This window comes from Ignavibacteriota bacterium (genome assembly GCA_016708125.1).
Classification (GTDB): domain Bacteria; phylum Bacteroidota; class Ignavibacteria; order Ignavibacteriales; family Melioribacteraceae.
In genome coordinates this window covers 2,598,734-2,613,365 of sequence record JADJGF010000001.1, presented here as the reverse complement: position 1 = coordinate 2,613,365, position 14,632 = coordinate 2,598,734, and the positions used below count along the sequence as shown (strand labels likewise).

15 protein-coding genes are annotated in these 14,632 nt (G+C 30.5%); 4 read left to right on the top strand and 11 right to left on the bottom strand.

Going from position 1 to position 14,632, the window contains the following annotated elements; all coding sequences use genetic code 11:
- Window positions 1-44 precede the first annotated feature (44 nt).
- From IPH62_11440 to IPH62_11430, 3 genes are all read right to left on the bottom strand, one after another.
- The gene (locus IPH62_11440; GenBank protein ID MBK7105886.1) at window positions 45-3,086 is read right to left on the bottom strand and encodes a hypothetical protein; all 3,042 of its coding nucleotides are present in this window, start codon (window positions 3,084-3,086) and stop codon (window positions 45-47) included.
- 58 nt (window positions 3,087-3,144) lie between these two features.
- Window positions 3,145-3,471: a DUF3467 domain-containing protein gene (locus IPH62_11435; protein MBK7105885.1), complete on the bottom strand. Its 327-nt coding sequence runs from the start codon at window positions 3,469-3,471 to the stop codon at window positions 3,145-3,147.
- An 81-nt stretch (window positions 3,472-3,552) separates the two neighbouring features.
- Entirely contained in the window at window positions 3,553-4,692 is a 1,140-nt protein-coding gene (locus tag IPH62_11430; protein ID MBK7105884.1) for a tetratricopeptide repeat protein, read from the bottom strand.
- A 205-nt stretch (window positions 4,693-4,897) separates the two neighbouring features.
- On the opposite strand from IPH62_11430, the gene IPH62_11425 reads away from it, so the two are divergent.
- The 4 genes from IPH62_11425 to IPH62_11410 all read left to right on the top strand — a co-directional run bounded on the left by IPH62_11425 (window position 4,898) and on the right by IPH62_11410 (window position 9,181).
- The gene (locus IPH62_11425) at window positions 4,898-5,986 is read left to right on the top strand and encodes an adenosine deaminase (protein MBK7105883.1); all 1,089 of its coding nucleotides are present in this window, start codon (window positions 4,898-4,900) and stop codon (window positions 5,984-5,986) included.
- Between the two features lie 93 nt (window positions 5,987-6,079).
- Entirely contained in the window at window positions 6,080-6,322 is a 243-nt protein-coding gene (locus IPH62_11420) for a hypothetical protein (protein MBK7105882.1), read from the top strand.
- Window position 6,323: 1 nt separating this feature from the next.
- Window positions 6,324-7,976 carry a urocanate hydratase gene (gene hutU / locus IPH62_11415; GenBank protein ID MBK7105881.1) on the top strand — a complete coding sequence of 551 codons (1,653 nt, stop codon included), beginning with the start codon at window positions 6,324-6,326 and terminating at the stop codon, window positions 7,974-7,976.
- Window positions 7,977-7,993: 17 nt separating this feature from the next.
- Entirely contained in the window at window positions 7,994-9,181 is a 1,188-nt protein-coding gene (locus IPH62_11410) for a phosphoglycerate dehydrogenase (GenBank protein MBK7105880.1), read from the top strand.
- 31 nt (window positions 9,182-9,212) lie between these two features.
- Here IPH62_11410 and IPH62_11405 read toward each other — a convergent pair whose 3' ends face one another.
- The 8 genes from IPH62_11405 to atpG all read right to left on the bottom strand — a co-directional run bounded on the left by IPH62_11405 (window position 9,213) and on the right by atpG (window position 14,621).
- Window positions 9,213-9,965 (bottom strand): hypothetical protein, encoded by a 753-nt coding sequence (locus tag IPH62_11405; protein ID MBK7105879.1) that lies wholly within the window; start codon window positions 9,963-9,965, stop codon window positions 9,213-9,215.
- Between the two features lie 49 nt (window positions 9,966-10,014).
- Window positions 10,015-10,359, bottom strand: coding sequence for a 50S ribosomal protein L19 (rplS, locus tag IPH62_11400; GenBank protein ID MBK7105878.1), 345 nt, complete (start codon window positions 10,357-10,359; stop codon window positions 10,015-10,017).
- A gap of 16 nt (window positions 10,360-10,375) precedes the next feature.
- A complete protein-coding gene (gene trmD, locus IPH62_11395; GenBank protein MBK7105877.1) occupies window positions 10,376-11,041 on the bottom strand; it encodes a tRNA (guanosine(37)-N1)-methyltransferase TrmD in 666 nt (221 codons plus the stop codon).
- The gene (rimM, locus tag IPH62_11390) at window positions 11,031-11,546 is read right to left on the bottom strand and encodes a 16S rRNA processing protein RimM (protein ID MBK7105876.1); all 516 of its coding nucleotides are present in this window, start codon (window positions 11,544-11,546) and stop codon (window positions 11,031-11,033) included. The genes trmD and rimM overlap by 11 nt, the downstream gene beginning before the upstream one ends.
- Window positions 11,547-11,550: 4 nt before the next feature.
- Window positions 11,551-11,784 carry a KH domain-containing protein gene (locus IPH62_11385; GenBank protein MBK7105875.1) on the bottom strand — a complete coding sequence of 78 codons (234 nt, stop codon included), beginning with the start codon at window positions 11,782-11,784 and terminating at the stop codon, window positions 11,551-11,553.
- A gap of 97 nt (window positions 11,785-11,881) precedes the next feature.
- Window positions 11,882-12,349, bottom strand: coding sequence for a 30S ribosomal protein S16 (gene rpsP / locus IPH62_11380; protein ID MBK7105874.1), 468 nt, complete (start codon window positions 12,347-12,349; stop codon window positions 11,882-11,884).
- 26 nt (window positions 12,350-12,375) lie between these two features.
- A complete protein-coding gene (ffh, locus tag IPH62_11375; GenBank protein MBK7105873.1) occupies window positions 12,376-13,710 on the bottom strand; it encodes a signal recognition particle protein in 1,335 nt (444 codons plus the stop codon).
- Between the two features lie 26 nt (window positions 13,711-13,736).
- A complete protein-coding gene (atpG, locus tag IPH62_11370) occupies window positions 13,737-14,621 on the bottom strand; it encodes an ATP synthase F1 subunit gamma (GenBank protein ID MBK7105872.1) in 885 nt (294 codons plus the stop codon).
- Between the last annotated feature and the right edge of the window lie 11 nt (window positions 14,622-14,632).

Here is a 14,632-nt window from a genome sequence, read left to right as displayed (position 1 = left end):
ATTCCGTTTAATAAATTATTGTAATATTGATTATAATCGTAGTTTTAACCGATATGTTTAAATTGGACTTGCGTATTTTGCGTAGTTTTATTTTTAAGAATAATATTTTCTCTGTTTAATCCTTTTACATAATACATATCAATGCTGCCTTTTCCTTTCGTATCAACTTTTCCGCGATATTCACATTCAAAATGATCACGAACCAGCATATAAGTATAGCCGGAAATATTAATTTCGCCGGGTTCTCCCGAACTTTCCATTCGGCTTGCGATATTAACCGTATCTCCCCAAATATCATACGTAAATTTCTTAGTTCCAACAACTCCGGCAACAACACTGCCCGAATGAATTCCCAAACGCATTTCCCATTTTATTCCGGAAGTTTTATTTCTATCTTTAATCAATCTTTGAAAATCAATTGCTGCATAAACAATTCTCACCGCATGATCTTCAATTTCATTTGGAATTCCGCATGCTGCCATATAGGAATCGCCAATAGTTTTTAACTTTTCTAAACCATATTTATCAATTAGTTTATCGAAACTTTTAAAAATATCATTCAATTCATTTACTAATTCTTCCGGCGGAAGTACGCTTGTTGTATAAGTAAAAGCTTTAAAATCGGTAAATAAAATTGATACGTTTGTAAATTTTCTTGGTTTTACCCTTCCGTTAATTTTTAATTCATTTACCAAACTTGCCGGTAAAATATTATGCAAAAGTTCATCACTTTTATTTTTTTCAATTTCAAGTTCACTTGTTCTTTTTTTGACCATTCCTTCAAGAGCTTCATTTCTTTTTTGAACTTGTAAAGTTTTGTAGTAATAAATGTAATAAGCAAATCCGAGAATGCTTAAAATTGACAATGTTATAAACCACCAAGTTTTATAGAAAGGAGGTGAAATTGTAAATGAACTTAAAATTCTTGCTTCTCCAGTTACGTTATCGCTGTTTCTTGCCCTAACCCAAAAATTATAATTTCCGGATGGAAGTGCTCTGTAAGTTACCGTGTGTTCTTTAGTTACCGACCAATTATTTTCAATACCTTCCAATTTAATTTCAAAAATTGTTTCTTCTGGTTTTGCGAATGAAATGCTGTAAAATTCAAAAGAAATATTATTTTGATTATAGTCTAATTCATTTTGATTAAAAGGATTAAATGGAATTTCATTTTGACCATCTGAAACTTTTGCGTTAGTTAGAAAAACAGAAGGATTTTCATCAAGTGCTTCTTTATCTGGATTAATTTTAATAAGGCCTTTCATTGTTCCAAACCATAAAAAACCGTCTTTATCTTTAAAGTAAGATTTTTGGTTTAATTCTTTATCTGGAATTCCTTCATTTTTTGTTAAATATCTAAATTTAATTTTATTTTCATCTTTGATTTTTTTGTTATCTAAAATTGATAATCCGTTTAGAGTTCCAATATAAAGTTTATGATTATCTTCTAAAATAAAATAGCATACATTTGATGATAATCCATCCTTTTCAGTTATTGTTCGAAATTTTTTCCCGTCATAACGAATAATTCCGCCACCGTCTGTTCCAAGCCAGAAATATCCATATTCATCTTGCATTATAGAAAAAATATTATTTATTGATAATCCGTTAGCAGTATCTATTTGCTGAAAATTTTTACCATTATATTTTAAAAGTCCGCTGTAATGTGTTGCAAACCAAATATTTCCTATGTTGTCTTCTATTATATCATTTACTTCAAACCTTTTAAAACCTTGAATGTCAGTTAAAATTTCACTTATACTTCCAGTTTGCGGAGAATATCTACTAATTCCTTCGGCTGCACCTAACCAAATATAACCTTGACTATCTTCAAAAATTTTTAAAATTTTATCATGTCTAAGTCCGTTATTTTGATCAAAAGATTGAACTCTGTCTTTACCAAATTTTGTCACTCCGGATAATGTTCCGAACCAAAGATTTTTTTTATTATCAAATAAAATTGAGCTTAAATCATTGCCAATTAGTCCGGAAGCTGTTGTTAATCTACTGAAATATCCATTATCTAAAACCGTAACGCCTCTTCCGTAATGTCCAAAATACATTCGTCCATTTTCATCTTGCGCAATTGGATAAACTGCTCTATCGGCTAATCCATTTGAAGTTGAATAAATTTCAAACCAATCAGCCGGTAATCTACTTACACCGCCTAAAAAAGTTCCGAACCAAATATCGCCTCTTCTATCAACAAAACCGGATCTAATTTCGTCACTTTGTAATCCTTCATGGCGATATAATTTTCTTCCATCGTATCTTAGAATTCCATTGTTATATAAACCAAACCACATATTACCGTTTGCATCTTCAAGAATTACACTTATTTCTTCTTCCGGAAAACCTTCTTGCGACGAAAAATTATAAAAGTTTTTTCCATTAAATGTAGAAATACCACGATCTGTACCAATCCATAAAAGTCCGTCACTATCTTCAAAAATTGTTGTAACATTATTACTTTTTAAACCATTATTTGAATTAAATACTTGAAATTTTTTGCCGTTATATTTTATAATTCCTTTGTTGGATGAAGAAAACCAAATATTCCCTTTTGAATCTGTGATTATATCTGAAAGTTCATTGCTTGGAAAACCATTTTCTTCAGTAAATTGAGTAATTTTTTTTCCTTCAAATTTGCACGCACCGCCGTATCTTGTTGCAACCCAAATATTATCATCTTTATCGTTTGTAATTCCCCATATAAAATTATCACTTAATCCGTTTGTAGTTGTAAAACTTCTAATTTCATCTTCAAATAAAAGTGATAAACCGTCGTTTGTTCCAATCCATAGCGTACCATGTTTATCCATAAAAAGTGACCAAACATTTGTGCCGACTAAACCTTCGGCTAAACTATAAGTTTTAACTTTAATTCCGTCAAATCTGCCAATTCCGGCTTCCGTTCCAAACCAAATAAATCCGGCAGAATCTTGAACAATATCATAAACTGTACTTTGAGGTAAACCGTTATCTGTTGAATAGTGTTGAAAATTTAAAGATTGGGAAAAGTGGGCATTCCAATTTATTGCACTAAAAATCAGCGCCATGATAATATGTTTGAAAAATTTGTACAATATTTATTCTATCTTTTTCGTTTATTATCGGCAATAAATCTATTTGTATTAGATTATTTTAATTTATTCTTTCATCTTTGTTAAGATTAGGAAATCCAAATTGCGGAGATGATTGTCCTTCAATATTAATTTCTCCAAACCTTTTTTCAAACTTTGAAATATTATCTTGCAAAGCTTTTAACAACATTTTTGCGTGCTGCGGAGTTGTAATAATTCTTGCATGTACTTTTGCTTTAGGTACACCAGGTACAACACGAGTAAAATCTATAATAAACTCTGCCGGTGAATGAGTAATTATTGCTAAATTGGAATAAATTCCTTCAGCTTCTTTTTCACCTAATTCAATGTTAATTTGCTGCGCTTTATTTTCGTTGTTTTTTTCCATTACATGCCTCAATTAAATGAAAAGCCCATAGGTTGTCAAGCTGACAAAATATGGGCTTTTTAATAATTATTAAATAATTAGTTATTTGTACATATCTGCTTTCTTAAATGCTTCTTCAGATTTTGCACCCATGCCAAGATTTGCGTAAACTTTACCTAATAAATCCCAAACTGCCCCTTCTTTTTCATTAAGTGTAAGGAATTTTTCAAGTAATGGTAATGCAGCTTCAAATTTTGTCTTATATTCTTCAGATTTTGTTTCTTTTGCTTCAGCATCTTCTCTAATTGTTGCTCCCCATTTAACATAAGTTACAGCCAAATTATAAAGAGCATTTTCATAATTTGCATCTAATTCAATAGCTTTTTTCAACTGAACTTCAGCTTCCGGATATTCATTAGCATTTAACAATAATGAACCGTAATTATATCTGTAAATTTTATTTTCCGGTTCTTGTTCCACACCGGCTTTGAAAGCATCTTTTGCAACATCTAATTTTTCAGCAGCAATATATGAATTTGAAAGAAGCAATAAAATATCGCCATTTGCCGGATGTTCTTTTCTGCCTTTTTCTAAAACTCCAATTGCTTGATTAAAATAATCCATTCCTTTTTCTTTATCACCAGCTTCTTTAATTTCTACACCTTTTTGAAGATAAATTTCTCCAAGCTGTGCATATGATTCGGCACTATTAGTTAAATCAACAATTTTCTTGAACGAAACAATTGCTGCATCTCTATCACCTTTATTTAAATGAGCATAAGCTAAATTTAAATATGTATCTGCGGAATCCGGTTCGCATGCAATTGCATTGTTGAATTTTTCAATTGACTGATCAAAAATTATTTTTGCACTATCCGTATCACCGGCTTTTGCACCTTTATTAAAAAGTTGAACGCCTTTATTAAAATTATCAGCCCAATGATATTTTTTTGATTCAATAATATTCTTTTCAAATTTATTACTGATTTTCAATGATTGATCAAAATTTTCCAACATTTTTGGAACGTTTCCTTTTTCACCATTTATGAATCCAAGTAAATAAAAACCTTCATCGCTTTTAGGATTTTTCTGAACTTCCTTTTCTAAAGATTCCATCGCTTTATCATAATTGTTCTGTTGAATATAAAGTTTTGCACTTGTTAATTCAGTTGATGAACATTGAAATGCGGAGAATCCCAATACCATTGAAAATAATAAAATTATGCTTACAGTCCTCTTCATTTAAACCTCTTTTTTATTATGAATTCTTTTCTTAAAAATTATCTATTAAATAATTTTTTTAATGAAATAAAATTAACATATTCTTAAATATTTTGCTTTAATTAATTCTTATTCGTAAATAATTATTTATTATCAGCATCACTTTTAACCTAAATTGCTTTTACATTCTAAAAAGAATATTTTTAAATAACTAAATAAGATTTATATGACCACTGAAAATATTATCAGAGAAGTTCCTAAAGTTTTACTTCATGATCATCTCGATGGCGGATTAAGACCGGAAACTATTATTGAACTTGCCGAAAAACAAAATTATAAAAAACTTCCTACAAAAAATCCGGCAGAACTTGCGGAATGGTTTCATCGCGGTGCAAACAAAGGAAATTTAGTTGAATATTTACAAGGATTTGAACATACTTGCGCTTTAATGCAGACCAAAGAATCTCTTGAAAGAGTTGCATATGAAATGATTGAAGATATGCATAAAGACGGCGTGTGTTATGTAGAAACCAGATTTGCTCCAATTTTACACTTAGAAAAAAATCTACATTATGATGACGTTGTAACTTCTGTTTTAGATGGATTGGAAAGGGGTAAAAAAGATTTTGGCGTTGGTTACGGAGTTATTTTATGCGGAATGAGAAATATGAAAAAATCTTTAGAAATTGCCGAGCTTGCAGTTAATTATAGAAGTAAAGGTGTAGTTGGTTTTGATCTTGCCGGTGAAGAAGGTGGTTATCCGCCTAAAGATCATTTGGATGCTTTTCAATTTATTCAAAGAGAAAATTTTAATATTACAATTCACGCCGGCGAAGCTTTTGGTAAAGAATCAATTTGGCAGGCAATTCAATTTTGCGGAGCTCATAGAATTGGTCATGCAACAAGATTATTAGAAGATGTTATTCTTGATAAAAACGGAGAAGTTGTTGCTCTCGGTGAATTAGCTCAATATGTTTTAGATAAAAGACTGCCATTAGAAATCTGTCTTTTAAGCAATGTTCATACTGGTGCGGTTGATGTTTTGGAAAATCATCCGTTCAGCATTTTTTATAAGAAAAAATTTAGAGTTTTTCTAAATACTGATGATAGATTAATGAGTGATACAACTCTTACAAAGGAATATTTAATCGCGACACAAAAATTTGGAATTACACTTGATGATATTGAAAAACTTAATATCAATGCAATGAAATCTTCGTTTCTTCCACATGAAGAAAGATTAAAATATATTTACAATATAATTAAACCGGGTTATCAAAAAACCAGAGATAAATTACTTTCCTTAAAAAATTAGATTATGAAAAAATTATTTAAAAATTACGAATTTGAATTTGATAGTAATCAAAAAAAAATTGTAACAACGTTTTCCAAACAAGCTATTAAGCAAATGGAAACTGACGATAGATTTGCAAGAGATGTAAATATTTTTAAATCTATTATTGATAAATTCAGTTCAAATAGTGAAACAGTAAAATTAACCAAAGAAGAAAAAACAAGATTAACTTTTCAGCTTAAAGAAAATACAAAACATCTGGAAGCCAAAATTAAATCCGGTTGGTTTCTTACAAAATGGTTTTATAAAAATATGCTGAAACAGTATAATAATATTTTGTCAATTTTTGCCGATTAAAATGTCAACTAAAAATATTAAAGCTCCAACCGGAACAAAAATAAGTTGCAAAGGTTGGATTCAAGAAGCTGCGTTGCGAATGTTGATGAATAATCTCGATCCGGATGTTGCTGAAAATCCGGATGAATTAATTGTTTACGGTGGTTCCGGCAAAGCTGCAAGAAATTGGGATGCTTATAATGCAATTGTTGAATCATTAAAAAATTTAGAAAATGATGAAACACTTTTAGTTCAATCCGGAAAACCAGTTGGAATTTTTCAAACTCACACAAACGCTCCGCGTGTAATTATTTCAAATTCAATGTTAGTTCCGGATTGGGCAAATTGGGAAGAATTTAGAAAATTGGAAAATCTTGGTTTAACAATGTACGGACAAATGACAGCCGGAAGTTGGATATATATTGGAACTCAAGGAATTCTACAAGGAACTTATGAAACTTTTGCGGAATGCGCTCGGCAACATTTTAATGGAACATTAGAAGGAAAGTTTTTGCTTACCGCCGGAATTGGCGGAATGGGCGGCGCTCAACCTTTAGCTGCAACAATGAACGGCGCAGCTTTTTTAGGAATTGATGTAGATCGTTCACGTTTGCAAAAAAGAATTGATACAAAATATTTAGATGTAATTGCAGAAAATCTTGATGATGCTTTAAAAATTATTTTAGATTCAAAAGAAAATAAAAAAGCTATTTCTGTTGGATTAGTTGGTAATGCGGCAGAAATTCTTCCCGAAATATTAAAAAGAAAAATTATTCCGGATATTTTAACAGATCAAACTTCAGCTCATGATACTTTAAATGGTTACGTTCCAATGGGAATGAGTTTTGAAGAAGCAAAAATCTTAAGAAAAGAAAATCCATCAGAATATATAAAAAGAGCAAAGCACACAATTGTAAAACATGTTGAAGCGATGTTGGAATTTCAAAAACACGGCTCAATTACTTTTGATTACGGAAATAATATTCGCGGAGAAGCAAAAGAAAATGGCGTAAGTAATGCATTTGATTTTCCCGGATTTGTGCCGGCTTATATTCGTCCACTTTTTTGCGATGGAAAAGGTCCGTTTCGCTGGGCTGCCCTTTCCGGTGATCCAAAAGATATTTATGAAACAGATAATGCTATTATTGAAACTTTCCCGGAAAATAATGCTTTAATCAGATGGATTAAAATGGCACAAGAAAAAGTTGCCTTCCAAGGTTTACCCGCAAGAATTTGTTGGTTGGGTTATGGCGAGCGAGCTAAAATGGGAAAAATATTTAATCAACTTGTTGCAGAAAAAAAAGTAAAAGCTCCAATTGTTATTGGTAGAGATCATCTTGATTGCGGTTCGGTTGCTTCGCCATATCGTGAAACTGAAGCAATGAAAGATGGCAGTGATGCAATTGCAGATTGGCCAATTTTAAATGCTTTACTGAATTCAATTGGCGGTGCAAGTTGGGTTTCAGTACATCACGGCGGAGGTGTTGGAATTGGTAAATCAATTCATGCCGGAATGGTAATTGTTGCGGATGGAACAAAGGAAGCCGAAGAAAGATTGAATAGAGTTTTAACTTACGATCCCGGAATGGGAATAATTCGTCATTCAGATGCGGGTTATGAAAGAGCAATCAATAATGCAAAACAAAATAATATAAAAATTCCAATGATGAAATAATTTAAGAGGCAAATGATATGAAGGTTTTAATAGCTGACTCGCTACCAGAAGTTTATTTAGAACAATTAAGAAAAAATAATCTTGAAGTAATTTACAATCCCAAATTAGGTGAAAATGATTTGCCGGAAGCCGCTAAAGATGTTGATATTATTGTTGTTCGTTCAACAAAAGTAAATGAGAAAACTATTCTTGAATCAAAATCTTTAAATTTAGTTGTTAGAGCCGGAGCTGGTTATAATAATATTAACGTTGCTGCTGCAAATAAAAGAGGAGTTTATGTTGCTAACTGTCCGGGAAAAAATGCTCATGCCGTTGCAGAATTAGCAATTGGATTAATGATATCAATGGATAGACAAATTCCGGAAAACGTTAGTGATTTTAGAAATGGCATATGGAATAAAGCAAAGTATTCTAAAGCAAAAGGTTTAAACGGAAAAACATTAGCAATAGTTGGTATGGGAAATATTGGAAAACAAGTTGCAATTATTGCCAACGCAATAGGTATGAATGTTTACGGAAAAGATATTTCGAGAATTGAAGGTGTTGAGTATAAAGACTTTTCTGAATTCGATCAAATTTTACCATTAGCCGATGTAATTTCTTTGCATCTTCCAGTTACGCCTCAAACAAAAGGAATGTTTGATGATAAAATGTTCAGCTATATGAAAGATGGTGCAATTTTAATTAATACTTCTCGTGCAGAAGTTATTAATGAAGAAGCATTAATAAAAGCAGTTAAAGAAAAAAATATTAAAGTATGTCTTGATGTATTTAACGGTGAACCGGAAGGAAAAGATGGAGCCGTTTCATCCAAATTACAAGAACTTGAAAATGTTTATGTTACGCACCATATTGGTGCATCAACAGAGCAAGCACAAAATGCTGTTGCCGCAGAAACCGTAAAAATAATTATGCAATATATTGAAAGCGGAACAATTGCTCATTGGGTAAATAAAGCTAAATCATCAAATTCATATTATCAATTATCTGTAAAACATTATGATAAACCCGGAGTTTTAGCTTCAATTATGGATGTACTTAGACAAGGAAATATTAATATTGAGGAAGTTGAAAATATTATTTTTGATGGCGGATTAGTTGCACTTTGTACTATGAAACTTGTTGATCCGGCTACAAATAATATGTTAGAAGCAATTCGAAGAAATCCAAATGTTTTAAATGTTTCTCATACTGCAATAAATTAAACATTTAACCTCCCTTTTTTAGGGAGGTTTTCTATACAAATTTTACATCAAATATATCATCAATAATTTTTCTGAAATATAAAAGATTTATCAACTCTGTAAAGCTTTCATTTGCAATTGAATTAAAATCAAAAAAAACTGTACTTTGGTTTGAAATTATGAATTCATTAATTTCTTCACCCAAATTAATTTTTTGTACATTTTCTACAAAATTTTTTGAAATATTATTTATTAAATTCTCATTTAACGAATGAAATTTTTCAAGTTCTGATTTTGAGTTTGAAACCAATAAATAATTCACATAAGGAAAATCAATAAACTCTGAAATATGTTCTGAAAAACTTGTTCCAATTTTATATCTATTGTTAATCCAATTTAAATTCCCCGAAACAAGATAATTTTTATTATCATGAAATTTATCATTTATATCCAATTCAATTTCCGGCTGGATGTTATAAATTTCCTTAAAAATAATTTTAGAAAGTAAAACTTCATTAGAACTAATATCGCCTTTTAGTAAAAGTTTATTAAAATTATCATGAGCAAAATATAAATAGGTGTTTGAAATGTAAGCTTCAAATGCGATAACAAATTTTTGTGAGACAAATAATTCTTTATGATTTATCAAATCCAAAGACGGAATAAATGCTAGCGCATTTTGATGTTGGTTCAATTCCTTTAGAATTAAAGAAGAATCTTTAAGTATTAATTCGGGTTTATTTTTTTCTTCAATTGATAAATAAAATATTGAGGAAAAAATATTATTGGGAGCTATTAACTTCATTTTAGAAAAATAAAAAAAGTCCGGCAAAACCGGACTTAATAAATTCCGATTATATATTTTTAGATTTTATACGAGCAGCTTTTCCGGCAAGATTTCTTAAATAATATAATTTTGCACGTCTAACTTTACCTTTTCTTACCAATTCAATTTTAGCAATTTTTGGTGAGTTCATTGGGAAAATTCTTTCAACTCCAACACCGCTTGAAATTTTTCTAACTGTAAAAGTTCTGTTAGTCGATGTTCCTCTAATGCTTATTACATCGCCTTCAAAAGGCTGAATTCTTTCTTTGTTGCCTTCAATAACTCTAACGTGAACTTTAATTTTATCGCCTGATGCAAACTCGGGGAAATCAATTGTTTTTTGTTCACCAATTAGTTCTTTTAACTTATCCATTTCTACTCCAAACTATTTATTTTTTCCAATTTTCTGTTAAACTTTTTGATTGTTCTTCTTTCCACAATTTTATTTCTTTTTCATTGCCGGAAAGTAAAACATCTGGAACTTTCATTCCTTTATATTCTGCCGGTCGTGTAAAATTAGGAGCTTCTATTATTTCTCCATCCATAAATGAATCATTCAACATTGATTCGCTATCGCCAATTGCACCGGGTAAAATTCTAACAATAGAATCAGTAATTACCAATGCAAGCAGTTCCCCGCCGCTTAAAATAAAATTACCGATTGATATTTCATCGGTTGCAAATTTTTCTCTTACTCTATCATCAATTCCTTTATAATGCCCGGCAATAATCATAATATTTTTTGCAAGCGAAAATTTATTTGCTAATGATTGATTATAAATTTTTCCTTTTGGAGTTGTAAAAATTATATGATTGTAATTTCGTTCTTTTTTGAGAAGTTCAATACATTCAAAAAAAGGTTCCGGTTTGAGCAACATTCCCGGACCTCCGCCAAAAGGTTTATCATCAATTTGTTTATGTTTATTAAATGCAAAATCTCTTAAATTATGAACAAATATTTCAACTGATTTTTTTTCAACGGCGCGTTTAATAATACTTGTCTTTAATGTACTTTCTAAGGAATCCGGAACTGCTGAAATTATATCAATTCTCATCTTTAAATATTTCCGCTTCTTTTGAAAGATAAATTTTCTTTACTTCAGGTACTATTCGATCAAAATATTTTTGAATAGCAGGAATTAATACTTCCTCGCCGTTATTGTTCAAAATTACATAAACATCATTATTTTGCAATTTTATAATATCTATCATTTTTCCAAAGAACACTGATCCCAAATAAACTTCACTTTCAATTAGATCATGAATATAGAAGGAATCTTCCGGAAGTTTAAAGAGATTATCAGTATCCACGTACAAATTTTTATTTACTAAAAATCGTACATCATCGGCTGTATTAAATTTTTCAAATTTTAATACAAAATTTTCATTGATCTTTTTGGATTTAACAACCGTTAATTCTTTTTTTTTGCCAAAAAAATCAATATAGACTTTCTTAAGCTTTAAAAAACGCTCCGGAAAATCAGAGAAAGATTTTATAATAACAGAACCATCAGAACTATAAATATCAATGATTTCCGCTATTAAAAAAAAATCATTCAATCAATTAGTCAAGAATTTTTAGTATCGCTCTTTTTCCTTCTTTTGCAGCAATCGCTGTAAGAAGAGTTCTCATTGCTTGAGCAGTCTTACCTTGTTTACCAATGACTTTACCAACATCATCAGCACTAACTTTAAGGGTAAGCTCTACAGTATTTTCGTTGGGAATAGATTCCTGGATGCTTACACCATCAGGACTATCGACCAAGTGCTTAGCTATAAATTCAACGAATTCTTTCATGAGACTACCTTTAGATAAATTTGAGAATAGGATACTCTTTTAATTACACAAAGTTCCTAATTGAAAATTACACTAAAAGATATTGTTTAATTTTCTTTTAAGAAACTTCCCCAGAAGCGGTATCCTTAACTTCTGTTAATTCAGCTTCTTTCTCTTTCAATTCTTGCGCTAATTTTTTCTTTTCAGCTTCAGCTTTTTCTAATTTCTTATTATCAGCTTTTACCTTTTTATCAGCTAAAACAGAATTTTTAACATTCTTCCATTCTTCAAACTTTGAAGCTATTTCACTTTCTGCAAGACCTTGTTTTTTAAGTTCTTTTTTAAGTAAAATTCCTTCTTTATTTAACAAAGTTTTAACTGTAATTGTTGGCTGAGCACCACAATTTAACCAATAAAGAACTCTTTCTTCATTTAGTTCAACTGATGCCGGATCGCTTTTGGGATTATAAGACCCAATAGCTTCAATATACTTTCCATCTCTTGGTGAACGAACATCTGCTGCCACAACTTTATAAATAGGTTGTCTTTTTTTGCCCATTCTTAATAATCTTAACTTTACTGCCAAATTAAATTATCCTCCGATATATTACATTAATTATATTTCAAATTATTTAGATTTCCAAGGAGTTTTTTTCCACCTTTGGAATTAAATTGTTTCATCATTTTTTGCATTTCGTCATATTGTTTAATAAGACGATTTACATCTTGTATCGAATTTCCGCTTCCTCTTGCTATTCTTTTTCTTCTGCTTCCATTCAAAATTTTAGGTTTTGATCTTTCTTCCTTTGTCATTGATTGAATTATTGATTCAACTCTAACAAGCTGTTTATCATCAATTTCTGCATTTTTCACTGCCGAACTTACACCCGGAATCATATTAATCAACGATTTTAAAGAACCCATTTTCTTTATCATCTTAATTTGCTTAAGAAAATCTTCAAAGTCAAATTTATTTGTAAGTAATTTTTTCTCTAAATCTTCGGCTTCTTTCTCATCAAATTGCTGTTGAGCTTTTTCAACGAGAGAAATTACATCTCCGCGACCAATAATTCTTGAAGCTAAACGATCCGGATGAAAAATTTCTATCGTTTCTAATTTTTCACCAAGACTTACAAATTTTATAGGTTTCTGAACTACAGCTTTTATAGAAAGCGCGCATCCGCCTTTTGAATCACCATCAAGTTTTGAAAGAACAACTCCATCAAAATTTACAACTTCATTAAATGCTTTTGCAGAATTTACAGCATCTTGTCCGGTCATTGAATCAACAACAAATAAAATTTCTGTTGGATTCACAACTTTTTTAATTTCAAGAACTTCATCCATAAGTTCTTGATTTACATGCAATCTTCCGGCTGTATCAATTATAATTGTATTTAAGGAATTTTCTTTTGCAAATTTTATTGATTCATCCGCAATTTTTACTGCATCTTTGCTTCCATCAATACTAAAAACCGGAACATTTATTTGCTTGCCTAATAATTTTAATTGATCAATTGCCGCCGGTCTATAAACATCCGCAGCTGTAAGCAAAACTTTTCTATTTTTATCTTTTAAGTATTTTGCAAGTTTTCCGCTGAATGTTGTTTTACCGCTTCCTTGCAATCCAACCATTAAAATAATTGTTGGTCCATTTGGATTAAAAGTTAAATCTTGCTTTGTTGAACCCATTAATTCGGTTAACTCATCATAAATAATTTTTGTAATGAGTTGACCGGGTTTAACCGAAACAAGAACTTCTTGACCTAAAGCTTTTTCTTTAACTTGATCAATAAAATCTTTTGCAACTTTATAATTTACGTCAGCATCTAAAAGAACACGCCTAATATCTCTTAATGTATCAGAAATATTGGCTTCCGTAATTTTACCTTGCCCGGTTACTTTTTTTAAGGCTTTTTCTAATTTTAAAGTAATATCTTCGAGCATTTTATTTAAATAAATTTAAGAACAATTTACGCAGATTTAAGTGCATTTGCACCGGAAACTATTTCCAAAATTTCTTTAGTTATTGCAGCTTGTCTTTCTTTATTGAATTTAATTTGCAAAGTTCTAATCATTTCTTTTGCGTTTTCTGTAGCCATTTCCATTGCTGTCATTCGTGCGCCTAATTCTGCAGCATAAGAATCTAAAAGCACTGTCCACATTTGTCCTTTTAAATGGCGCGGTAATAAAGAATCAACAATTTCTTTTTGATTTGGTTCGTAAATATACTCAATCAAATTTTTATGATTTTCTTCTTCGTTTACAATATTTTGAATTGGTAAAAATTGTTTGGAAGTTATTTTTTGTTGAATTACGGATTTAAATTCATTATAAACAATAATAACTTTATCATATTCTCCGGATAAAAATTTTGAAGTTAATTCGTTTGCAAAAGATGCTGCAAATTCAAATTCAAGTTTAGAAAATATTCCGGGAAATGATCCGGCAATTTTTATTTTACTTTTTGATTTAAAATAATCATTACCTTTTTTCCCGACACAATAAAGTTCAACTTTACCTTTTTCATTTAGATCTTTCAAATCGCCATTCAGCATTTCTTCGGTAATTCGAATTGCATTCATGTTAAAACCGCCGCACAATCCTCTATCAGATGTAACAACGACAAGCGCAACAGAATTTACCGGTCTTTCTAAGAATAATTGATTTTCGCTTCCAATACTTTTTAGAAGATGACTTAAAACTTCAGCCATTTTTCTTGCATAAGGTTTTGCATTAATAATATTTTCTTGAGCACGACGTAATCTTGCGGCTGCAACCATTTTCATTGCTTTAGTAATTTGCTGAGTACTTTTAATACCGCTAATTCTTTGCTTTATATCTCTTAAGGTTGCCATTTAAAATTTAT